This window comes from Streptomyces sp. NPDC006739 (assembly GCF_042869815.1).
Classification (GTDB): Bacteria; Actinomycetota; Actinomycetes; order Streptomycetales; family Streptomycetaceae; genus Streptomyces.
Genome location: NZ_JBIAGM010000013.1, coordinates 211,717 through 232,573, shown reverse-complemented (window position 1 = coordinate 232,573; position 20,857 = coordinate 211,717). Strand labels below are relative to the sequence as shown.

At 70.2% G+C, this 20,857-nt stretch carries 20 protein-coding genes and 3 pseudogenes; 10 read left to right on the top strand and 13 right to left on the bottom strand.

All coding sequences use genetic code 11. The annotated features are described in order from the left end of the window. Positions 1-152: 152 nt before the first annotated feature. The 4 genes and pseudogenes from ACFYMM_RS25940 to ACFYMM_RS25925 all read left to right on the top strand — a co-directional run bounded on the left by ACFYMM_RS25940 (position 153) and on the right by ACFYMM_RS25925 (position 3,825). Complete coding sequence (locus ACFYMM_RS25940; protein ID WP_388390482.1) at positions 153-872, top strand: alpha/beta fold hydrolase; 720 nt, start codon at positions 153-155, stop codon at positions 870-872. Between the two features lie 613 nt (positions 873-1,485). Next, complete coding sequence (locus tag ACFYMM_RS25935; protein ID WP_388390480.1) at positions 1,486-2,670, top strand: cytochrome P450; 1,185 nt, start codon at positions 1,486-1,488, stop codon at positions 2,668-2,670. Positions 2,671-2,731: 61 nt separating this feature from the next. Beyond that, positions 2,732-3,152: pseudogene (locus tag ACFYMM_RS25930) on the top strand (aldehyde dehydrogenase family protein); the annotation flags it as partial. A 193-nt stretch (positions 3,153-3,345) separates the two neighbouring features. Next, positions 3,346-3,825, top strand: a complete 480-nt coding sequence (locus ACFYMM_RS25925) for an ATP-binding protein (protein WP_388390478.1) — start codon at positions 3,346-3,348, stop codon at positions 3,823-3,825. Positions 3,826-3,847: 22 nt separating this feature from the next. On the opposite strand, the gene ACFYMM_RS25920 is transcribed toward ACFYMM_RS25925, so the two are convergent. Beyond that, a complete protein-coding gene (locus tag ACFYMM_RS25920; RefSeq protein WP_388390476.1) occupies positions 3,848-4,165 on the bottom strand; it encodes an ANTAR domain-containing protein in 318 nt (105 codons plus the stop codon). Positions 4,166-4,466: 301 nt separating this feature from the next. On the opposite strand from ACFYMM_RS25920, the gene ACFYMM_RS25915 reads away from it, so the two are divergent. After that, complete coding sequence (locus ACFYMM_RS25915; RefSeq protein WP_388390474.1) at positions 4,467-5,024, top strand: hypothetical protein; 558 nt, start codon at positions 4,467-4,469, stop codon at positions 5,022-5,024. Positions 5,025-5,139: 115 nt separating this feature from the next. Here the strand turns inward: ACFYMM_RS25915 and ACFYMM_RS25910 are convergent, their stop codons facing one another. The 3 genes from ACFYMM_RS25910 to ACFYMM_RS25900 form a co-directional block, all read right to left on the bottom strand. Next, positions 5,140-5,346, bottom strand: a complete 207-nt coding sequence (locus ACFYMM_RS25910; protein WP_388390472.1) for a cold-shock protein — start codon at positions 5,344-5,346, stop codon at positions 5,140-5,142. Positions 5,347-5,631: 285 nt separating this feature from the next. After that, the gene (locus ACFYMM_RS25905) at positions 5,632-6,210 is read right to left on the bottom strand and encodes a hypothetical protein (protein WP_388390470.1); all 579 of its coding nucleotides are present in this window, start codon (positions 6,208-6,210) and stop codon (positions 5,632-5,634) included. A 798-nt stretch (positions 6,211-7,008) separates the two neighbouring features. Further along, entirely contained in the window at positions 7,009-7,704 is a 696-nt protein-coding gene (locus ACFYMM_RS25900) for a TetR/AcrR family transcriptional regulator (RefSeq protein WP_388390468.1), read from the bottom strand. A gap of 140 nt (positions 7,705-7,844) precedes the next feature. Here ACFYMM_RS25900 and ACFYMM_RS25895 point away from each other — a divergent pair, with 140 nt between their 5' ends. Together ACFYMM_RS25895 and ACFYMM_RS25890 are read left to right on the top strand one after the other, a co-directional pair. Further along, positions 7,845-8,462 (top strand): NAD(P)-dependent oxidoreductase, encoded by a 618-nt coding sequence (locus ACFYMM_RS25895; protein WP_388390466.1) that lies wholly within the window; start codon positions 7,845-7,847, stop codon positions 8,460-8,462. After that, positions 8,462-9,427, top strand: coding sequence for an amidohydrolase family protein (locus tag ACFYMM_RS25890; RefSeq protein ID WP_388390464.1), 966 nt, complete (start codon positions 8,462-8,464; stop codon positions 9,425-9,427). The genes ACFYMM_RS25895 and ACFYMM_RS25890 overlap by 1 nt, the downstream gene beginning before the upstream one ends. Positions 9,428-9,781: 354 nt before the next feature. Here ACFYMM_RS25890 and ACFYMM_RS25885 read toward each other — a convergent pair whose 3' ends face one another. Continuing rightward, positions 9,782-9,931: a hypothetical protein gene (locus tag ACFYMM_RS25885; RefSeq protein ID WP_388390462.1), complete on the bottom strand. Its 150-nt coding sequence runs from the start codon at positions 9,929-9,931 to the stop codon at positions 9,782-9,784. A 604-nt stretch (positions 9,932-10,535) separates the two neighbouring features. On the opposite strand from ACFYMM_RS25885, the pseudogene ACFYMM_RS25880 reads away from it, so the two are divergent. Continuing rightward, a pseudogene (locus ACFYMM_RS25880) lies at positions 10,536-11,430 on the top strand (FAD-dependent monooxygenase); the annotation flags it as partial. A gap of 834 nt (positions 11,431-12,264) precedes the next feature. Further along, entirely contained in the window at positions 12,265-12,969 is a 705-nt protein-coding gene (locus ACFYMM_RS25875; protein WP_388390460.1) for a trypsin-like serine peptidase, read from the top strand. 203 nt (positions 12,970-13,172) lie between these two features. On the opposite strand, the pseudogene ACFYMM_RS25870 reads toward ACFYMM_RS25875, so the two are convergent. Continuing rightward, positions 13,173-13,394, bottom strand: a pseudogene (locus ACFYMM_RS25870) (transposase family protein); the annotation flags it as partial. Positions 13,395-13,908: 514 nt separating this feature from the next. Between ACFYMM_RS25870 and ACFYMM_RS25865 the strand changes: the two are divergent. Continuing rightward, the gene (locus ACFYMM_RS25865) at positions 13,909-14,364 is read left to right on the top strand and encodes a hypothetical protein (RefSeq protein ID WP_388390458.1); all 456 of its coding nucleotides are present in this window, start codon (positions 13,909-13,911) and stop codon (positions 14,362-14,364) included. A 79-nt stretch (positions 14,365-14,443) separates the two neighbouring features. Here ACFYMM_RS25865 and ACFYMM_RS25860 read toward each other — a convergent pair whose 3' ends face one another. The 7 genes from ACFYMM_RS25860 to ACFYMM_RS25830 all read right to left on the bottom strand — a co-directional run bounded on the left by ACFYMM_RS25860 (position 14,444) and on the right by ACFYMM_RS25830 (position 20,841). Next, entirely contained in the window at positions 14,444-15,307 is an 864-nt protein-coding gene (locus ACFYMM_RS25860; RefSeq protein WP_388390456.1) for an LLM class F420-dependent oxidoreductase, read from the bottom strand. A gap of 219 nt (positions 15,308-15,526) precedes the next feature. Beyond that, complete coding sequence (locus tag ACFYMM_RS25855; RefSeq protein ID WP_388390455.1) at positions 15,527-16,564, bottom strand: 1-acyl-sn-glycerol-3-phosphate acyltransferase; 1,038 nt, start codon at positions 16,562-16,564, stop codon at positions 15,527-15,529. Positions 16,565-16,593: 29 nt separating this feature from the next. Further along, entirely contained in the window at positions 16,594-17,469 is an 876-nt protein-coding gene (locus tag ACFYMM_RS25850) for a patatin-like phospholipase family protein (RefSeq protein ID WP_388390453.1), read from the bottom strand. 169 nt (positions 17,470-17,638) lie between these two features. Then, positions 17,639-18,496, bottom strand: coding sequence for a DUF2127 domain-containing protein (locus tag ACFYMM_RS25845; protein WP_388390451.1), 858 nt, complete (start codon positions 18,494-18,496; stop codon positions 17,639-17,641). 826 nt (positions 18,497-19,322) lie between these two features. Further along, positions 19,323-19,679 (bottom strand): ArsC/Spx/MgsR family protein, encoded by a 357-nt coding sequence (locus tag ACFYMM_RS25840; RefSeq protein WP_388390449.1) that lies wholly within the window; start codon positions 19,677-19,679, stop codon positions 19,323-19,325. 48 nt (positions 19,680-19,727) lie between these two features. Next, positions 19,728-20,339 (bottom strand): GTP cyclohydrolase I FolE, encoded by a 612-nt coding sequence (folE, locus tag ACFYMM_RS25835; RefSeq protein WP_388390554.1) that lies wholly within the window; start codon positions 20,337-20,339, stop codon positions 19,728-19,730. Between the two features lie 46 nt (positions 20,340-20,385). Then, positions 20,386-20,841 carry a hypothetical protein gene (locus ACFYMM_RS25830; RefSeq protein WP_388390448.1) on the bottom strand — a complete coding sequence of 152 codons (456 nt, stop codon included), beginning with the start codon at positions 20,839-20,841 and terminating at the stop codon, positions 20,386-20,388. Between the last annotated feature and the right edge of the window lie 16 nt (positions 20,842-20,857).

The following is a 20,857-nucleotide window of genomic DNA, read 5'->3' as shown; positions in this document are numbered from 1 at the left end:
TTGTGTCTCCCCCTACTGGAGACTCAAGTCCCGTCGCCTGTCAGCAGGCAACCGCTCCTCATCCGCAAGTCTTGACAAGCCCTCACCACCACTTCCCGTGGATGTACCAGGCGTTGTGGAGCATCTGCTCGCCGCGCTGGCAGACTGAACCCATGGCAGGGACTCTGTACGCGCAGACAACCGGCGATCCCTCGAACCCGGCTCTGATCCTCCTCCACGGCGGTGGCGCGGCGTCCCGCATGTGGAAGAAGCAGCTGTCCGGCCTGTCCGAGCACTATCACGTCATCGCGCCGGACCTGCCCGGCTTCGGCCGGTCCCCGGGACCGTTCTCCCTCCATGCCTGCGCCGACGCGGTCGCCGACCTGATCGGCAAGTCCCAGCCGGTCCACCTCTGCGGCATGTCATTGGGTGCCCTTGTCGCCGCGCAGGTCGCCGCCGACCACCCCGCGAGTGTGTGCCGCCTGATCCTGCAAGGCGCCTCGATCCGCCCGGCCGAGCGCGGCCGACGTGCCATCCGCTTCTATCGCTCCCGCCCCGGCTGGTGGTACATGAAAGCCGCCTCCGATCTCCACGACCGCCCGACCCTCCTGACCATGGTCAACGAAGCGGAGGAGACCGACATCGCCGATCTCCTTCCTCGTATCGCCGCCCCGACGCTCATCCTGTGCGGCGCGCGCGACAAGGAGTGCCTGCCGGACGCGCAACTCCTGGTCGACGCCATCCCGCGCGCGTACCTCGTCGTCGTTCCCCACACCGGACACGGGATGCCGGTGACGGCTGCCAAGGTGTTCAACACCATCGTCGACGGCTTCCTCACCGACGCGTCACCCACCAGCGGCTCACGTAGCCGCGACGACAGCTCCATGAGGTAGGTGTCCGACCCCACCGCACCGCCAATCACCGATCCCGTCATCGTCGTCCGCCGGAAGCCCAGCAGCCCTTGGAATCGATCGTCTGGTCTCTTTCGTGTGCCGGAAGACACCGGTGCCGACGGTCCCGGGCGGTGCAGGCAGATGCCGCCGCACTCGCGGGATGGCGGAGCCCGGCTACACCGGAGCGCCGTTGTGTGTGTGGGGCACTGCTGTCGTCCGCGACCGAGCGGGGGAGTCGTTGTCCGCCCGGCTCATGTGGGGACCTCACACCCCGACCGGCCGTGCCGCCTTCCTTGACGAGGTGGTCAAGGGTGAAGGCGCCGGAGTGCTGTCCGTCGAAACCGGCGTCCGGATGTTCGTTGATGCCGGATACCCCATCGGCGACGCCCATGAGGAGTTCGACCGCATCAGTCCCGTGCCTTCGGTGCCGCTGCCCACCTCGCCGATGCCACTGGCGACAACACGGCTGTGCGCGCGTACCTTGCGCTCCCCGAGGCGGATGCGGGCGTACCGCCAGTTTTTTCTCCCGCCCGCTCGGGTTTCCGGCCGCGGAGAGGGTACGCGGAGGGGGCGATGGCACGGTGTCAGGAGTGATCAGCCTAGGCTGCCGGCCATGTCTACTGCGTTACCTGACTTGCCCGAGCTGTTTACTGACCCTCATTCGGCTTATGCCCGGCTTCGGGAGGCTGGGCCGGTTCACCGGATCATCGGGCCGGACGGCTTGCCCGTATGGGTCGTCATCCGCTATGCCGATGTGCGGCAGCTGCTGGCCGACCCGCGGCTCTCGCTGGACAAGACAAACCGGCTTGCCGGCCACTACGGTGGTTTCTCGCTGCCTGCGGCTCTCGACGCCAACCTCCTGAACATGGACCCGCCCGATCACACCCGGATCAGGCGGCTGGTCGCCCAGGCGTTCACCCCCGGCCGTGTCGAACTGATGCGCCCGGGCATTCAGCTCCTGGCCGACCAGATGCTGGACAGCGTGGCCGAGCGAGGGCATGTGGACCTCGTCGCCGAGTTCGCCGCACCGCTACCGATCACCGTCATCTGCGATCTGCTCGGTGTGCCGCATGACTCGCGCCGGGACTTCCGCGCCTGGACCGACGCGCTGGTCGCCCCGGATCCCGGAAACCCCGACGGCGCGAAGCACGCTGTGGCCGCCATGCTGGCGTACTTCCCCCAGCTGATTTCCGACAAGCGCCGCGTGCCCGGCAATGACCTGCTGTCCGATCTGATCGACGTGCACGACGGCAGCGACAAACTCACCGAAGACGAGCTGACGTCACTCGCGTTCCTCATCCTGTGGGCCGGCTACGAGAACACGGTGCAACTCATCGGCGCCGCCGTGCTGGCGCTACTGGACCACCCGGCGCAACTCGCCCAGTTACGCGACAATCCAGCCAAAATCGACGATGTCGTGGAGGAGGTCGCACGCTTCGACGGCCCGGCGCTGCTCGCCATCCGCCGTTTCCCGGTCGAGGACGTGGAGATCGGCGGGGTGACGATCCCGGCAGGGGAGACGGTCATGCTGTCGCTGGCCTCAGCCAACCGTGACCCCGCCCGTTTCCCCGACCCCGACCACATGGACATAGACCGAGGCGATGGGGGGCATCTGGCGCTCGGCCATGGCATCCATTACTGCTTGGGCGCCTCCCTGGCTCGGCTGGAAACTCAGATCGCTGTGAGCACACTGGTGCGCCGGTTCCCCACCCTGGAACTGGCCGTGCCGCGCGATGAGTTGCGTTGGCGGCCGTCGATGCGGGCCCGCGGGGTGATCGCGTTGCCGGTCCGGTTCTGACTGATCGCACGCGATAGGGCGTTCGTAGCGCTGCCGACGGCGTCCGTAGCGTGGGCGCCACCCTGGTTCAGGAGTCGGGGCTGGGCTTGGTCCAGAACGTAATGTCGCTGCTTGTCGCGACGGCGAGCGTGCGTCCGGACGGGGAGAAACCGACTGCGCTCAGGTGGTCACCGGGGGCGAGGCCCTGCCGGGTCAGGGATACTTCCACCAGCCCACCGTGGTGACGGGCCTGCGGCAGGAGGACCGGGCTGTCCAGGAGGAGGTCTTCGGGCCGGTCATCACCGTCCAGCCGTCCAGCGGTGACGAAGAGGCGCCTCGCCAACGATCGACGCGGGCTGTGCCTGGATCAACTGTCACATCCGGTCGCCGCCGAGATGCCGCACGGCGGGTTCAAGCACTCCGGCTACGGCAAGGACCTCTCGTCCTACAGCCTGGAGGACTACGCCCGCGTCAAGCACGTCATGACGTACCTGGGGTCGTAGCCGTCCCCGCCGTACCCGGTGAGCTCCACCGCGGCCCGAGCTGGGCAGCGCCTGTCGGCCGACGTGCCGTGTGCTCAGTGCGTGGGGCGGGCTGATCACATGCTGGGATTGCTGCAGGGTTGGGCGTAAAGCGTGTACTGCGCATGCGTGGGTACGCGCCGGGGTGTGAACGGGGAATCAAAGGGGGTCAGCGATGGAGCCAGCGCCGGTGGGTGAGGACAGTGCGGCACCGGATGAGCAGGCCATACAGGCCACGGTGGCGCTGGAAGGCGACGGCGCGTGCATCGCCCGTGCCCGCCGTCTCGCTGCGGACTTCCTCACGCGTGTCCAGGCCGATCACGGTCTGCCCGTCTCGGAGCGCGCCATGGACCTCACCCAGCTGGTGGTCAGCGAGCTGGTCACCAACGCCCTCAAGTACGCGCCGGGCCCGGTGTTGATGGACCTGCGCATCACCGGCGACGCGGTCGAGGTCGTGGTGTGGGACGGTGATCCGGTGCTGCCGGTGGCCAGGGCCGCCGACGTCGGACGGGTGGGCCAGCACGGCCTGGAGATCGTCATGGCCATCGCCCAGGGCTTCGAAGCGCACCGGGAGCCGGTCGGCAAACGCATCACCGCCCGCATCGCCCTGGTGGACGACCCCGGCGGAGCCGTCGCCGGGCGCCCGCCCCTGTAGGACGCCGGGGGCCATCCGCCGGTCAGAGGCCGGGGCGAGGGTCGGCGGCGTGGCGGGCCAGCGCCGCCTGCAGCTGGCCGAGGAGAACATCGGGCAGCGCCGCGCCCTGGCCGTGTTTGAGGACCTCTTCTGCGACCTGGGTGAGTTTGGTGTTGGTGTGCTGGGAGACCTCCCGCAGCACCGTGAAGCCGTCGCGCGGGGCAATCTGCGCCAGGACGGTCAGGGCGCCGATGGCCTGGTCGATGACGGCATGCGAGGCGAGCGCCTGCTGCAACTGTCTGTTCTCCGCCCGCACTCTCTCCAGCTCTGCCACCAGTTCGTCGACCGACGCGGGCGTCAACTGTGGATGGGAACGGGGGGAGGAGGTCATGGCAGATCACCGGGAGAGACAGCGGACAGCGGACTTCACACGTCTGCCCCAGTTGCCTTCCGACAACCATTCAACCTGAGCACGTCACTACGCGTGAGTCCCCCGGCAGCAGTTCTCCGGAGGACCCCGCGCTTGCTTCCCAACCCCACCGGCGGCGAGTTGCCACCTTCTTCCAAGGCCATTCCTCCCAAGACCTGAGCCTGAGCGTGCACACCGGCTCCGTGCGGGCACGCGACGGGACGGGTGGCACTGGGGTGAGTGACGCGGCGGCATGGCATCGATGACCGTGCCGCCGCGGCATCCAGGGCCTGGCGCCCAGTACGTCCTTGCCAAGGCTGCGGACATCGCGCCCAAGCCGGCCGGCCTCAGCTGGGAGCCGACCGCGGCGAGGCCCATCGCCGTCGAGGCCGCCGACCGCGTGCTGGGCCTCCTCGAGGTGACCGCCGGCGAGACGCTGCTGATCCACGGGGCCGCCGCGCCGCGGGCTCGGTGTGGGAATCTCGGGCGACGTAGGGCCGAGCCGAACCACTGGGCGACGACGGCATCGACGTCTTCGCGGGTCGAGGGCTTCGCCGAGCGGCGCGGCGACGCTGCTCGTTGTCATGATGTGGCCGACGATCAGTATCGGGAGGGACACCTTTTCGGCCCAAACGGTGGCGAGTGCGAGGACTCGGCCGCGTCGGAGGCTGAGCCTGTGGACGTGGGAAGGCAGCTGCGTGACGAGCTGGCCGAGACGATCGATTCGATCCGGTCGCGGGCTGCCATGGTGGTGGGGCTGCCGCCTGCTGAGCGCACGCGCCGAGAAGACCCGGGACAGCCAGATGCGTAGAGGGTCGGTGTCGGCTTCGGACGCCGTTGGCGCATCACACAGTGGGGCTTTGCCCCGGCGACCCACTGGCCGGGACAGAGCCCCTCACGCATGCCACAGCATCATCGCCGCAGCATCACGCCAGACGAACGACGTTCTCCGCCTGCGGTCCCTTCGGGCCCTGCGTCACTTCGTACTCGACCGCTTCGCCCTCATGCAGCTCCTTGAAACCGTTGGTCTGGATGGCCGAGAAATGGACGAACACGTCCGGTCCGGCGTCATCCTGCTGGATGAATCCGAACCCTTTGTCGGCGTTGAACCACTTCACTACACCCGTTGCCATCGCTACGCGTCTCTCCTTCAACGCCGCCGCACGAGCGGCATCTGAGGTCAAGGCAGCCCGCTGCCGCCTGCTCCGCTCACTGAATACCCCTCATGCAGTGGATCTCCAAGCATCGGCAGACAGCGAGTCCCCGACAGCGCCCGATCTCGGCCCGACCCTCGACGGCTCCCAACGCGGGCGTGTCTGGAAGATCTGTGGGGGGCTCGGACGCGCGGCGGATACGGCACCCGGCCCGGACCCCGGACCCGTGTACGGCCTCTTCGGCCGGTCGGCCCCCTCCGTGGCTCAGGAGTAGGTCATCGGGCAGCCGTACCGCAGGGAGTACTGCGCGGCGCGCAGGTAGAGCGCCACGTAGAAGGCAGCGTCCCGGTCCTCGGCCCACGGTCCCGGTCGCACCCGGGCGGTCCGCTCCGCCCCGCCCTCCAGGAACCACAGGGTCAGTGCGAGGTTCTCGCCCGCCGGTATCGCGTCCACGGGCAGTTTGACGGCACCGGCCAGCCGCTCGGCCAGGTCGAGCACCCGCGGGGCCCCGACGACCGCTGTCTGTTCGCCGGAATATGCGGTGCCGACGGGGAGCACGATCTCCTCCTCCAGCGCGAACGGCACCAGCACGCTCCAGTCGAGGAGGGCCGACAGCTCCGCGTCGGTCAGCCGCGTCCTGCACAGCGCCACGAAGCCGTCCATGGACGGGCTGACCTTCTCCTCGAACCAGCCCGGGGCCCGCCGTGTGGCCTGCCGCAGCTCGTAAGGGGGCAGCCCGCGCCGCTCCAGCTCGGTGTTCAGCGCGGCGGCGACGTCCCCGTACCCGTCTTCACCCGGCTGCGACCAGTCCTGCGCGGCGACACTCACCAGATAGACACCCATGATCGCAACGTACCGGCCGCCACCGACAACGTCCCGGCCCCTCGTGACAACCAGGCTGAACAAGCGCTTAGATAGTGAGGGATCGCGCTCGCGCGACAGCCGTGCGGCGCCGGAGGAGAGGGCCCGGCGGGGCGGCCTGTCCGGTTCCGGCCCGGGTGCAGCCCGCCGGGCTCGCTGACACCCCATCACGAACAGTCCCGGAAGGGACTGGCCGCTGAGCAAAGCGCGGCAACTGGGTTGTGCAGCAACTCAGAGCGTGTGCCGAGTATCTCCACGCGTCGCCTGCGGGTCTCAAGTTCGGTGCGTGAACGCAAACCTTTTGGACCCTTGGTACAAACGAAAGGCGCGCGCGGAGCAGAGCACAGTCCGCCCAGCGCGCGCCTATGTGACGCTCTGTCAATCTTGCATCAGATGTTCAGTAATGTGGCCACGGGCGCCGCGGCCTGTTGCAACTCAGTTGCCCGTGAAAGCGATCAAGTTCAGTGTCGCCCTGCCAGTGCGCCCGCCGTCCCGGACATAGCAGTAAGTTGCCGCCGCCCGAGCCGTAATAGACCTTGACGACGGAGGACAGGTTGCACGAGGAGTTCACGCCCGTGGCGCTGGCCGGGGTTGCAGCGACAAGGCCAGCGGTGGTGAGGCCGGCCGCGATGGCTCAGGCTGCCAGCTTTCGGGCGAGTTTCATGTGCACTCCCTGATCCCGTTACCCGCCTCTGCGGGTAGGCCTTGGACATGTAGGAGGGCAGCGGACTCCTCGCCGGCCGGCCTGTCCGTGGTCTTCTTCATGTCCGCATGAGCCGCTCACGTTGAGCGGTCCGCCGTCCGGGCGAGCTCCACGATCTCGTCGACGGGCCTTCCGGTGTGCAGGGCGAGGGTCTGCGCGATGAGGTCGGTGAGGTCGGGCCAGGGCATGTTCCCGTGCGCGTTGTACAGAGCGACCAGGCCGTGCAGGGCGGTCCAGAGCAGCAGGCCGGCCTGCCACTCCTGTTCGGGTCCGCGACGGTCCTGGTGTTCGTGACGGCCCTGGTGTTCCGGTTGGGCCTGCCGGGCGCCGGCCAGCGAAGCGACGACGGATCCGAGCAGTTCCTCGCCCGCGCCGTGTGCGTTCGTGGGCACCAGCTCGGCGGGCATCCCGCCGCCGAAGAGCGTGCGGTACTGCCCGGGGTGGTCGACTCCCCAGTGCACGTAGGCGGCGCACCGGGCGACCAGGTCGGCCAGGGGCCCCTCGGCGCCGTCCGCGGCCGTGCGCATGACCGCCGCGAGTTCGTCGTAGCGCAGCCGCAGTACGTGCTGGACGAGCGCGCCGAGGTCCGGGAAGTGCCCGTAGATGCTCGCGGGGGCGACGCCGACCTCGCGGGCGACCTGCCGGAGGGTGAGCGTCTCGGGCCGTTCGAGCGTGGCCAGCAGCCGGGCGGCGGCCTCCACCAGTTCGGCCTTGAGGACCTGCCCCTGTCCCCGCGGGTTCCGTCGGCGGGGGACGGCCTCTTCGCTGCTCACAGGCGTACTCCGGGCGTTCGGCAATAGTCGTTCACTGTACCGCCGGCCGCGCGCCCGCCTCCAACCCCCTGTCTTGACATTGGTTACCAACACTTGTTCACTTACATAACCAACAGGTGTTCAGTTATTCGGGAGGAAGCATGCGCATCGCCGTACTCGGGGCAACCGGCAGGGTCGGCCGCCTCGTCGTCGAGCAGGCCCTTCAGCGCGGGCACGAGGTCGTCGCGCTGGTCCGCCGACCGGAGACCCGCCCGGTGTCCGGGCAGCCGACCGTCGAGATCCGCCGGGCCGACGTCACCGCCCCCGCCGCTTTCCCGGACCTGGCGGACGTCGACGTGGTGGTCTCCGCGCTCGGCATCGGCAAGGGCGACGGCCGTGGAACGCTCGTCGCCGGCGCGAGGGTCCTCGCCGACGTCCCGGTGCGCACGCTGTGGCTCGGTGCGCTCGGTTCCGGCTCCTCCGTCGGCGCCGGCGGCGGGATCTACCAGCGGGTCATGAAGGCCTTCGTCGGCGAGGAGCTGGCGGAGAAGGCCGCCGCGGACTCGATCGCCCTCGACGGCGGCGCGACCGTCTTCCACGCCCCCGACCTGTGGGCCGGCGGCGTCAGCACCCGGCGCCGCAACATCCCGCTGGAGGACTATGCGAAGCCCGTCCTGCCGCCGCACGCCTCCCGTGCCACCGTCGCGGCGCTGATACTCGACGAGGCCGAGCGGCCGACCCGCGCAGCGGGGATCCTCGTCCCGGTGGGACGCGTCTGATGCGCGGGTACGTCGCCGTCGAGGAGGCCATCGCGATCCCGGGCCTGGCGGACCGGCGGCCGCCGTTGCCGATGCCGTCCAACATCGAACCGTCCTTCCTCGCGGACATGGCCGCCCGGCTGCCCGACGTCACGCGGTTGCGGCTGCCCGACATGGACGCCAACGGCATCGCCGTACAGGTGCTCTCCCTCACCGTCCCGGGCATCGAAGCGGAAGAAGATCCGGCCCGCGCGGTGGACAACGCCCGGTACGTCAACGACCACCTCGCCGAGATCGTCGACGCCCACCCTGGCCGGTTCGCCGCCTTTGCGGCGCTCCCGCTCCAGGACCCGGCCGCCGCTGTCACGGAGCTGCGCCGAACCGTCGAACGCCTCGGGTTCAAGGGAGCGCTCGTCAACGACCACATCCAGGGCCGGTACCTCGACGACCCCGCGTTCGACCGGGTCTGGGCCGCGCTGAGCGAACTCGGTGTACCGCTGTATCTGCACCCCGGCATGCCACCCGCGGACCGCTGGCGCGTTCTCGACGCCCATCCTGAGCTGGACGGCGCATTGTGGAGCTGGCAGGCCGCCACCGGCGGGCATGCCATGCGCGTGATCATGTCCGGGGTTTTCGACCGGCATCCGGAGGCGACGATGATCCTCGGGCACGCCGGCGAGTTCCTCCCCTTCCAGCTCTCCCGCTTCGACTCGCGCTACGCGACCCTCACCGTGCCGCACCCGCTGCGGCGCAAGCCGTCCGAGTACTTCGGGACGAATGTGCTCGCCACGACCAGCGGTGTGCTGTCCCCGGCCGCGATCGAAGCGCTCGTGCACGTGCTCGGTGCGGACAGCGTGCTGTTCGCCGTCGACTACCCCTACGAGAGGACAGGTGCGGCCGTCACCGCCCTCGAACGGACCCGCCTCCCGGACGCCGACAAGCAGAAGATCGCCTCCGGTAACGCCCGTCGGCTCCTACGCCTTTGACCGTGCGGTATCCCGCACATTGCGCGGCCTCCCACGGTGGAGGTGTCGATGCCCCGCTCGATCACGTGCAGCCCGTTGCCGCCCTCGCGCAGCTTGGCGCTTGATACCCGGCCAGCTGCGTGTAGGTGATCGGAGCTCACGAAGCCGCCGGTGAGGGCACCTACTCCCTGCGCAGCATCATGGGCATGTACGTCGGGCGAGACCCGGAGCTGGAGAAGGAGCGATTCGGCGACGGCCGAGGGCGGCCGAGGTCCATCGTCGGCCGAGAGCGTCGATTCGGCGGCAGCCTGCCTGGCCCGACCAGGCCCGGGGAGCCGGCCCGGACCGGCTGATGGATCCGTGCCGGCTCGTGGTTCATCCCTTCGGTGTGGTGTAGAGGGCTTCGGCGGTCCCGTGCGCCAGCACGGTGTCGGTGGGGAACGCAGGCGTGCCGAAGGCGGCGGTGAAGGCCTCCAGCAGCTCGGCGGTGGGACGCGGCGGCACGTCCTGGATCCGCACCCTCATCGGCTGGCCCGGCGGCGCGTTGTCCGTGGTGAGCCGCCGAACAGACCACGCCGGAATACCGACCGGTGCCCCATGTCGGCGCCGTTGAGCAGGCACGTCCCGGACGCCACCCCGTCCTGCAGGACGCTTTCCCGGTTCTCCACCCGGAAGTCCGTCCTGCGGCGTGCGTACCGCGACCTCGCCGTACAGACCCCAACTGTCCGCCGCGTTGCGAACGTTGGCGAGCGAGGGATCGCCCGAGCCGACCGCACGGGAAACCGCACCGCCGACCCGCGCGCATCCCTCACCAGCTCTGCAGGAGCCACCACCTCGACCACCGCCTCGAACCGGTCCAGCTGCTTCTGAGCCTGCGGTGTCCAACGAACCTCGACCCGGCCGTCGGAAACCGTGCTTCACTTGACGTCCGCGGCGGACGCCGTCCCCGCGAACTGGGCCAGCAACGGAGCGGGCATGGCCGCTCCCAGAACCATTCGCCGCGTCGTGCTCATCGCTGTGTGCACCATCCTTCCCCCCGTCGCCGGACACGACCCTGGAACAGTCGGCGAGTTTTGCTCTTCCGTAGAGGCCAACTCGGGGAGCTACGGCTGCGACGCCGACCTGCACAGAGCCCACCAGGCGCCAATGGCTGCTGGGCGAGGTTGAGGTGGCCGTTCCGCCCGAGACGCTGAACGCCGTGGTGGCCGAAGTCCGCAAGAATCACCGGGGGTTCGGCGCCATGTCGCTCGGGGATGGGATCTACCGCTTCATCGCGCGGACCGAGAAGGTGGCCGAGGACCGCGCAGTCCCGCCGACCCTAGAGGAGCTGAAGCAGCGGGTGCGGGTGTTCGCTGGCACCGACTTCGGCGTGCACTCGCCGCGCTGGCTGTCCCGCTTCGGCGATGCCACCCGGCTGGCCGGCGACGCGGCGCACATCCACCCGCCGCATGGCGGGCAGGGACTCAACCTCGGCTTCCAGGACGCGTTCAACCTCGGCTGGAAACTGGCCGCCGAGGTCGGCGGCTGGGCACCGGAGGGGCTGCTGGACAGCTACCACACCGAACGGCACCGCTTGGCCGCCGCCGTGCTGGACACCACCCGTGCGCAGGTCGAGCTGCAGTCCAGTGAGCCGGGCGCCCGGGCAGTGCGCCGGCTGGTGTCGGAACTGATGGACTCCGAGGAGGCGAACCGACACCTGATCGAGAAGATCACAGCGATCGGGGTCCGCTACGACTTCGGCGAGGGCCATGAACTGCTCGGCAAGCGGCTGCGGGACGTGGGCCTGAAGCGCGGGCGCCTCTACGAGCTGATGCACGGCGGCCGCGGACTGCTGCTCGACCAGACCGGCCGCCCTCTCGGTAGCGGGCTGGACAGATCGGGTCGACCACGTCGTCGACGTCAGCGAGGAACTGGACGTGCCCGCCGCGCTGCTGCGGCCAGACGGCCACGTGGCCTGGATCGGTGACGATCAGCAGGATCTGCTCAGTCGGCTGCCCAAGTGGTTCGGCGCTGCCGTCGGCTGAGGGCGCACTTGAGGCTCGAAAGCCTACCGGTCCTGCCAGCTGGCGGAGCGGATGAGCAAAGCTGTCACTCGTGAGGGGACGCTGTACCCGCTCCAGCCCACTGACCAGTCTGCTGGGTGGTTGAGGCGGGATGGGTGGCTTCGGTGGTGAGGCTGGGATGTGTGAGCGAAGGGGTTGCCGCCGCCGTCGCTCCCGAAGACGATTCCATGATCGCCAGAATCGAAGGGGACCGCGCTGTACTCGTCCAGGTGCGCAGTCACGGTGGAGGGCGGGCGCATGAAGTACCCGTTGCTGATGTCGGGCACAGACACGCGGGTAGGGCCGCACGAAAAGCCTCTGAACAACATTTCCCTGCAGCCGACGGCGAGCTGACTGAACTGCTGGACGATGAAACTGACTTGTCTCCGCTGTCCCGTCGTACATGTCATAGCCGAGGTTGTCGGTGATCTCGCCTTCCAGGCGGACTGCTGCAGCAGTCCGCACCGGCCGGTCAGCTTCCGGCCCCTTGCCTGGGGCCGGCCCGCCGCTCGTCGATCCGTTCTCACTGGTCATCGATGCAACTTCCATGATCGAGAGTTACACCGAGCGTCTTACGGGTTCAGGCCGCGGGCCCGGTTGATCGGCGGTGACAACGAAATCAGACGACTCTCACATGGCTCACATGCCGGTTTCAGGGCATTGGGTGATCGTTCAGTTACCACGAAGGGCAGGGACGGTGAGGTGGCGGTCATGAGGAGTTCCAGGCGGGCACGGCATGGCGAGCCGAGCCGAACCAGGCACCGCTCTCGGGTCCTTGCGGCGCTGGTGGCCTGCGCCCTTGTGACTGGCGGTGGCGTGGCCACCGCCAGTCGGCTTGCTGACCCGACCACCCCGCTGGCCGACACGGCGGAGGTCCTGGCTGACCCTGGTGTCTCCCACGCCGTGCCGGTGTCCCAGATGGCTCCGCAGATCGGTGCGGTGTTCGACAGCGGCGGGCTGAACGGCGCGCATCACTGCACCGCCAGCGTGGTGAACAGTCCCGGCGGGAACCTCATCGTGACCGCCGCGCACTGTCTGGGGTCGACGTCGGACGTGTTCGTTCCCGGCTACCACGACGACAAGGCGCCGTACGGTGTCTGGCATTTGCGGCGCATCGTGGTCGACCCGCAGTGGTCGGCCAGTTCCGACGAGGACCAGGATGTCTCGTTCGCGGTCGTGGAGCCGTTGAACGGCCGCAACATCCAGTCCGTGGTGGGCGGTTACACACTCGGGATCGACCAGGGCTCGGACAGCCCGGTCACGATCACCGGGTACCCGGCGGCGACACAGACCCCGATCACCTGTATCGACCGTATCTCCGCATACAGCAGCACGCAGTTGCGGATCTACTGCACCGGTTTCACCGGTGGGACGAGTGGCAGCCCTTGGGTCATCGGCTCCGGGATGGTCATCGGCGTCATCGGCGGCTACCAACAGGGCGGCGACACCGCTGACGTCTCCTACAGCGTGGCCTTCGGTCCGAACGTCAAGGCCCTGTATCGGCACGCCGTTTCGTTGTGAAATCCGTGTCCTTCCGATCACCTGGGACGACGTTCCGTCCTGGTGGGCGCCCTGGCGATGGAAGCCGCCTCCGTTGTGCTGCTGGCCTCGGCGGATGGCGCTGGTGCGCTGATCGCCGCCCATGTCCTGCAACGAGCGGCCACCGGCGCGGCCCTCCTCGACCTGGGCCGACCCCCGTCGTCGCGGGGCCGGTCCGCCCTGGCGGCCACGCTCCGGTCGCGGGTCGGGGACACGGGGCCGTCCACGACCAGCATCGTGCCCGCCGGGTGCCGGCCCCGGGCGGGGGACAGCGCGAGAAGCGGGGCGATGTCGTCGATGACCCGGGCAGCGACGAATTTTGAGATCCCGAACCAGGGGCCGAGTTGCCGCATCGTGTGGTTCGTCCGCCAGTAAGCCGCCACCAGCAGTATGAGGTCCTCTCGCGGAGCTTGGGCTCGGTGTTGGGAAGGCGCTTGTCGAACGTCGCACTGTGCGGGGGCTATTTCCAGCCGTGCAGGGTCAGGGCGCTGGATGGGTTGAGGCAGCCGTACGAGCCGGCGCCGCGGTACTCGATGACGTCGTCGGGAAGATCATGGTTGGTGAACCATCGGGGTGCCAGGTGTTGCGGGTCAGGATGTCGGTGACGTGAGTTGTTGGCAGATCAGCTGGTGAGCAAGTTGCGCCGTCGCCAGCAGGTCCTCGCGAGCCGTGTCGACGTTGGATCGCACCGACAATCCGTGCCAGACGGATTGGATGAATCCGGTCAGGACCGCTGGGTTGGTGCCCGCGGCTAGTGCTGTGGCCGGAAAGGTTTGCCGAGAAGCTCGCGGCGTCCGGTGCGGTGCATCGCAAGGCGGAGCGTCGCCCGCGTACTGGATGTACTCGGGTGATGCGACAACGCGGCGTGGGGGTACCCCCGGCCGAAGGCTGGGGGAGTGCCGTGCCGGGCGTCGCGAGCCGGTGCACCTCGGCGGCCCCCTCCCCGGTTTCGGCATCCTCGCCGACGCGCTGAACGAGATCGCGGGCTTCGGCGTCGACAACCCGATCCGCGAGCATGGCTTCGTCCCTGGTCGTCTGCCCTTCCACGTCGTCAAACTCGCCTTGCGGAACGGACACGCACACCCTGATCACCGGGGAACTCTCCACCTGGGTCCTGGACTGGCTGGCGACAATTTCAGCAACTGGTACGTGGACGCAAAGGACCGCGAGCAGTCGAGCGGGCGCATCGTCCACGAGTCGCCAAGGAGGTCCGCCCAGTTCCATGAGAAGCGCGTCGAGATCGGCGGCGCGAGCAACCCCGTCGTGCAGGCCGTGCAGGCGGCGCGCGTCAGCATCGCCGCGGCCTCGGGTGACGACACGCCGCTCATCGCCGCCTCCGGTCGCAGGGACGTCGTCACCCTCATCCGCAGCGTCTGAGCCGCGCCACCGGTCGGCACCAGCCGCGGTGAACGCACCCGCCCTCCTTCCACCGGGTGAGCGTGGGCCGGGGACAGCGTCACGGGCGGATCCACGTCCGCGCGAGTTCGGTGACCCAGGCGCCCGCCGCGTCCGGACCCGGTGGGGGCGCGCCGACGACGACGAGTTCGGTGACGCCCGCAGCGGCCAGCGCGGGGAGGTGCTCGGGGGTGCCGTCGCCCAGGGCGACGGCGACCGTGAGCTCGTCGAAGGCGCGGCCACGACGGGCGCACTCGTGGGCGAGGACGGCGATACGGGCGGGCACGTCGGCCGCCGCGACGTTGAAGCCGTACCAGCCGTCGGCGAGCGCCGCCGCACGGCGCAGGGCGGCGTCGCTGTTGCCGCCGAACACGACCGGGAGTCGGCCGCCGCGCAACGGCTTGGGGTTGACCCGGACCGCCTCGAAGCGGGTGAACTCCCCCGCGAAGGAGGCCGGGTCCTCGGTCCAGAGGGTGCGCATCGCGGCGAGGTACTCCTCCGTGCGTCGCCCGCGCCCGGCGAAGGGGACCCGGAGCGCCGCGAACTCCTCGGCCGACCAGCCGACCCCTACCCCGAGGCTGAACCGCCCGGCACAGAGCACGTCGAGTGTGGCGGCCTGTTTGGCGACGACGACCGGGTTGTGCTCGGGCAGCAGGAGCACGCCGGTGGCGAGCTCGATGCGGCTGGTGACCGCCGCCGCGAAGCTGAGGGAGAGCAGCGGGTCCAGCCAGTCGGCGTCCGCGGGTACGGCGATCCGGCCGTCCGCGGAGTAGGGGTAGCGGGAGGCGGGCGCGTCCACGAGCACCACGTGCTCGCCGCACCAGAGCCTCGCGAAGCCGTGCGCCTCCGCGGCCGTGGCCACCGCCCGGATGACCTCGGGACGGGCACCGTCACCGATACCGAGCGCGTGCAACCCCACTCGCATCGCCCACCTCCTGGCGGCACCGTAAGCGGACGGCGCGCCCGCGCCGGGACGACATGGCCGACGACCGCTGGATCGGGTGCGGCGCCGCGCCGTGCCTTCTGACCGAGGCGGACATCCTGCGCGTCGGCGGCCGTCAGTACATCGGTGCGTGTCAGGAGCCGCGTGCCGCGGCGCGGCTCCCGCGGTCCGCAGGTGCGCCGGCGCGCGCACGGCCCGGCCTCACGCGTGCGTCGCGTCCGGGGTGGCGTGGTCGGCGATCCAGCGGTCGACGCGGGCCCACTGGCCGAGCAGCCACTCGCTCCGGGCGTCGTCGCCCGGCGGGACACGGGCGGCGGGTATGCGCCACCAGTGCGCCCGCACGCTGTCACGCAGCGGCAGTCTGGTCCAGGCGGTGCGCGCCGAGTGGACGACGTCGAGGCCGGTGTGGGCGACGAAGACCACGTCGGCAGCGGGTGCGGCGGCGATCGCGGCGAGTGCGCCGGCGTCCTGCGGCGGCAGCACATGGTGCATGCGTTCCGCGCGGGACGCCCGGCGCGGCAGCCCCCGGCGGCGCAGCGAGGCGATCGCGCGTCGGCGGCGGCGCGGTGTGAAGTTGCCGCCCTCCGGGAAGATCACGAGCGTGTCACCCGGGCCCAGCCCCGCCGCCAGCTCCCCGATCGCGTCCTCGGCCCGCCCGTCGAGGGGCGGAAGGAAGCAGTGGGGGACCCGCCCGATGAGGACGTCGAGAGCGGGGTCGGCACGCAGGGCCCGCTTCAGGACGGTGTGGGGACGCAACCCGGCCTCGCTGAGCAGCGTCTGGAGCAGCAGGAAGGAGTCGCCGACCCCCGCGTGCCGTACGAACACCAGGACCGGCGCCGCCGTGTGTCCGTGCGCGACCGCGAGCGGGGGCGTCGCCTCCACCCGGAGGTGGAAGACCCGCTCGCCCGCATGCCGTAGCAGCCGCAGCACCCTCTCCAGCACGGCGAACGCGTCCGTGGCCGCCGCGGCGCGCCGCTCCCCGCGGTCCCGCAGGGCGGGCACGCGTCGCGCCCACAGGCCGGCGGCGGCCACCAGCCCTGCCAGGTCCACCAGGAGGTACAGCAGGGCGAACCCGGCGATCCGCACCGGTCGCCACGCGCCGCGTGTGGCGAGCGAGACCGGCGCGCAGAGCACGCCCGCGGCGACGAGGAGCGCGGCCACCGCAGGGACGAGGACGAGCAGCAGCGCGATGGTGGTCGTACGGCGCAACCCGGTGACCACCGCGCCGGCAAGCCGCACCGGAAGTCCTCGATGCGCACCCGCACCGCTCATGGCGCGCCGTCGGGTGCGCTGAGAACGGTCTCGAGGTATCGGGACGAGGCCGCGTAGGCACGTTCGATGCGCTCGGCGGTCCGGCCGAAGGTGCGGTACCTCAGCTGTCGCAGCGTGGCCGCGCCCTCCTCGGGGCCGGAGCCCGACGGCAGCACGCGGACCGTGACGCCGGGCGGCAGGTCGGCCATGTCGCGGGCGAACCGGTGCCGGCGGGCGATCTCGAACGCCACCAGCGCCACCTGCCAGGGCGCACGCGGCGGCGAGAGGGCCCGCTCGACGCGGCCGACCTGCAGGACGTACACCTCGGTCGCGCCGAGGGCCACCGCGCGGCCGACGGGGATGCTGTTGACCAGGCCGCCGTCGACGAAGTGCTCGCCGTCCAGCCGGACGGGCGGCAGCAGCCCGGGCACCGCGCACGAGGCGAGCACGGCGTCCACCAGCGACCCGGCGGCGAACCAGTGCTCGGCGGCCCGTTCGATGTTCGCGGCGACGCACTGGAACGGCAGGGCCAGATCCTCGATCCGAGTCACCGGGAGGTGCGAGGAGAGCAGATCGCGCAGCGGCGTCGGGTGGTACAGGTGGGTGCCGCTGCGCACGGCGGTGCCCAGCCGCCCGAGCAGCGATCCGGAGAACACGCCGGCGCGGCCCAGACCGGTCCACAGGTTGGCGAGCCGGGCCACCGACGCCCGTGACGGGTCGGCCGCGACGGCGGCTCCGTTGATCGCGCCGACGGAGGTGCCGACGACGAGGTCCGGATGCACCGCGGCGGCGAACAACGCCTTCAGCATGCCGACCTCGTAGGCGCCCAGCGCACCGCCGCCGCCCAGGACGAAGGCGCGGGTCGGTGGACGGGTGGGCCGGCTGTCCTCCATGGCCGAAGGGTGCCCCGGCACGGCTCGGCCAACCACCGCAGGCCCCCTCACGGACCGCGACGGCGGCCGTGAACACCCGGACGGCTCCGGCACGGCAGGCGACGTCCGGCGGGGCGGGCCCGGTGTGCGTGCAGCGGTGCCGCACGCCGGGGGAGGCGGAGGGGCGCGGTCAGTGTGGCGGCGGTCCCGGCAGGACGCGCTCCAGGGCTTCCCAGTTCGTATCGCGGGCTCTTTCGGCCGCTTCGGCCCTCCCTCCGCCACGTAGACCGAACAGACGTTTGGCGATGAGGAGGTAGACGCTGATCGCCACGTTGATGACCAGTGTGAGGACCTTGGTCGGCGTGACGCGCCCCTCGGCCAGCTCGTAGATCTCCGGGACGAGCAACACGGTCGTGGCCACGAAGGTCAGGTATTCCGCCCAGCGCTTGGTCAGCCACAGCCCGACCGCCTCGACGCCTTCGAGGACCGCGTAGGCGCCGAGGACGAGCCCGATGGCCCACAAGGTCGACGAACGGGCGGCGAAAGCCTTGCCGAGCTCGCCCAGCAGTCCCTGCCCGGATCTGCCCGTGGGCCCGCCGATGCCGTTCTGCAGCGCGTCCATCGTCCGGTAGAAGGGCCCCCTCAGGCGTCGCCGTTCGTGCGCGAAGCCGAGTACGGCGACCGAGAGGACACCGAGCACCAGGAAGTGGAGCAAGCGGTCGAGCGCGATCAGCCGGAGTACGTAACGGTCCCGCAGCGGTTTGCCGCGCAGCGGAATCTCGATCTCCTGGCGCCCGGGCGGGAACTCCCGCTGCGGATGTGCGGCGGGCCGCACCGGGAGCCAGGCGTCACAGCGCAGGCACCGGTGCCAGCGAAACCCGTCCCCGAAGTCTCTGACCAGGACCGCGTCCTCGCCGCGCACCCGCGCCGCGTCCGTGCCCGCCAGGCGGTGCCCGCGCCGCGCGCACTCCAGGAGCTCGTACCAGAACAACCGGCGCCGCTTGGAGCCGATGCCGGGGGGCTGGTCCGTGGCGATGTCTTCGGTCATGCTCCGTATCGTCCTGCCCGGAGGGTCCCGGCGCGGCCGACCGGGCCGTCGCTCGCCCCGCTTCTTTTCGCCCCCGTCAACCCGCCGGCCGGCGACGGCTCACGTGGCTCCGCAGGCCGTCGACGGGCGGGCACGTCGGGGCGCTCCGCCCGAGCGGGGCGCGCCTTCGTCCAGGTCACCCGAAAGGCGGCACGTCAGTGCGGCGGGTTACTTTCCCCCACAACCGCTGGGCCGGGTCACTGCAAGACCGATCGTTTGGAGCCCGGCCCCATGGACGAGTTCTCCCCTCCCGAGGACAGTACCGCCCTCTCCTGCGATGAGTTGGACGCTTCTAGACGGAGCGGTCAAGGCCTTCGACGCGAATGCAGGCAGCAGCACGGCCGCCGAGGTGCGCGGCGACGACCGCGGGAGAGACCCCGAACAGCGGCGCGAGCTCCAGCTGAGGGGCCTGAGGGGCCTGAGGTATGGCGACGAGGTCCCACCGCCCCGGGCCGACGCGGCCGTGAGCAGCCCGCCTTCGCCCAGCAGGGCAGCACCCGGGGCGTCGGCGCGGTCCAGCAGCCGCTCGACGATCTCATCCACGAGCTTGTCCTCGACCGGTTCGACGGCCGGGATCTCGTTGTCGTTCATGTCCGTCCCGGCTGGTCGAAGGCCCAGGTCAGAGCCCCGACCAGCCTGTCACATCACGGACTTGCACGATCTTTCAGACGCGCTCGGCAGCTACAACCAAGGAGACGACGGCGGTGCGCACCCTATATTCCACGCCGCCGTCAGTCGATCGGTACGAGCCGGGCCGGGGCCGTCGACGTCATCGTGTCGCGCCGGGTCAGCGCAGGACTGACCGTACGGCGTCCGGGGATCGGCCGACGGCTGCTGTGCCGTCGTCGGCGGTGATGATCGGGCGTTGGATGAGGATGGGATGGGCGGCCAGGGCTTGGATCCAGCTGTCGCGGTGCGCGGCGTCGCGCGTCCATGTTGCCATTCCCAGGCTGGTTGCGGCCGGTTCTCCGAGCCGGGTGATGTCCCAGGGCTCCAGCCCGAGCCGGTCCAGTACCTGCTCGAGTTCCTGTGTGGTGGGTGGCTGTTCGAGGTAGTGCCGAACTGTGTACTGGGCTGCTTCCGCGTCGAGCAGGGACAGGGCGGAGCTGCATTTGGAGCAGGCTGGGTTGATCCAGATTTCCATGGGTTGTGGTCTTTCTGATGCCGGGGCGGGGGCGTGCGGCGCGGTGGGTCAGGAGGTGGCGCCGGTGAGGGCGAGGAATTCGCTGCGGGAGCGAGCGTCGGAGCGCAGCAGACCGAGCAGGGTCGAGGTCATGGTGCTGGACCCGGTGGCCTGGACACCGCGCAACGTCATGCAGCAGTGTTCCGCCTCGATCACCACGCCCACACCCTTTGGTTCCAGATGGGTCCGCAGCCAGTCGGCCACCTGCTTGGTCAGGCGCTCTTGCACCTGCGGGCGGCAGGCGAAGTGCTCGACAACGCGGGCCAGCTTGGACAGGCCCAGGATGCGGGCACCCGGCAGATAGCCGACGTGCGCGGTGCCCACGAACGGCAGCAGATGGTGCTCGCACACCGACCGGACCGGTATACGACGGGCCAGGACGAGTTCGTCGTAGCCCTCGTCGTTGGGGAAGGTGGTCAGGTCGAAGGGGCGCGGGGTGAAGAGTTCGGCGTACGCCCGGGCCATCCGCCCTGGTGTACCGCGCAGGCTCTCCGAGGCGGTGGAGATGCCGAGGGCGGTGAGGAATTCGCCGGCCGCGGCTTCCGCGGCGGCCAGGTCGACCCCGTCGGGCTCGTGGACGACCCGCAAGGCGGGCCGTCCGGGTATCGCCTCATCCTCCATGAGGGGGTCTGCTCGGGCGGTGGTGACGTCCCGGCGCTCGCCCATGTCAGCTGCCCCCGATGCCCAGAGCGGTGAGCAGCACCAGGACAAGGGTGACCACAGCGAGCAGACCGTGGGCCAGCACGACCGTCACGGGGAAGTGCCGTTCGGCAGGGACGGTACCTTCGGCTCCCGGACCTGTGGCGGTTGTCGCCGCCCCGGCCGTGGCACGGTCACGGTAGACGGGCATCCAGCGGGCCAGCATCACGAAGCCCAGTAGGGCGACCGGCAGCAGCAGGCCGAAGGCGGTCCAGGCCAGGGCGCTCTTGTCGGCGACGACGTAGATGATCCATACGACCAGTCCGATCGCGGCCAGGGCGAAGTGCCCGAAGACGACGGGTGCGGGCAGGCGGCTGGTGCCGGTCTGCTGCTGCCGGATGCCGCCGCGTTGGATCCAGGTGCCGAGCATGTAGAAGCCGCCGAGGGCGGTGACGACCCAGGCGATCAGTGCGGCGATGTCCATGGGAACTCCCAGGTGC

Bases quoted from the DNA above. Each gene is read 5' to 3' on its own strand.
- ACFYMM_RS25890 (WP_388390464.1), top strand. From the start codon at position 8,462: ATGCGCGGGTACGTCGCCGTCGAGGAGGCCATCGCGATCCCGGGCCTG.
- ACFYMM_RS25910 (WP_388390472.1), bottom strand. From the start codon at position 5,346: ATGGCAACGGGTGTAGTGAAGTGGTTCAACGCCGACAAAGGGTTCGGA.
- folE (WP_388390554.1), bottom strand. From the start codon at position 20,339: ATGGAGGATGAGGCGATACCCGGACGGCCCGCCTTGCGGGTCGTCCAC.
- ACFYMM_RS25885 (WP_388390462.1), bottom strand. From the start codon at position 9,931: ATGAGGGTGCGGATCCAGGACGTGCCGCCGCGTCCCACCGCCGAGCTG.
- ACFYMM_RS25845 (WP_388390451.1), bottom strand. From the start codon at position 18,496: ATGACCGAAGACATCGCCACGGACCAGCCCCCCGGCATCGGCTCCAAG.
- ACFYMM_RS25840 (WP_388390449.1), bottom strand. From the start codon at position 19,679: ATGGAAATCTGGATCAACCCAGCCTGCTCCAAATGCAGCTCCGCCCTG.
- ACFYMM_RS25860 (WP_388390456.1), bottom strand. From the start codon at position 15,307: ATGCGAGTGGGGTTGCACGCGCTCGGTATCGGTGACGGTGCCCGTCCC.
- ACFYMM_RS25915 (WP_388390474.1), top strand. From the start codon at position 4,467: ATGGCATCGATGACCGTGCCGCCGCGGCATCCAGGGCCTGGCGCCCAG.
- ACFYMM_RS25895 (WP_388390466.1), top strand. From the start codon at position 7,845: ATGCGCATCGCCGTACTCGGGGCAACCGGCAGGGTCGGCCGCCTCGTC.
- ACFYMM_RS25905 (WP_388390470.1), bottom strand. From the start codon at position 6,210: ATGGGTGTCTATCTGGTGAGTGTCGCCGCGCAGGACTGGTCGCAGCCG.
- ACFYMM_RS25935 (WP_388390480.1), top strand. From the start codon at position 1,486: ATGTCTACTGCGTTACCTGACTTGCCCGAGCTGTTTACTGACCCTCAT.
- ACFYMM_RS25940 (WP_388390482.1), top strand. From the start codon at position 153: ATGGCAGGGACTCTGTACGCGCAGACAACCGGCGATCCCTCGAACCCG.
- ACFYMM_RS25850 (WP_388390453.1), bottom strand. From the start codon at position 17,469: ATGGAGGACAGCCGGCCCACCCGTCCACCGACCCGCGCCTTCGTCCTG.
- ACFYMM_RS25830 (WP_388390448.1), bottom strand. From the start codon at position 20,841: ATGGACATCGCCGCACTGATCGCCTGGGTCGTCACCGCCCTCGGCGGC.
- ACFYMM_RS25925 (WP_388390478.1), top strand. From the start codon at position 3,346: ATGGAGCCAGCGCCGGTGGGTGAGGACAGTGCGGCACCGGATGAGCAG.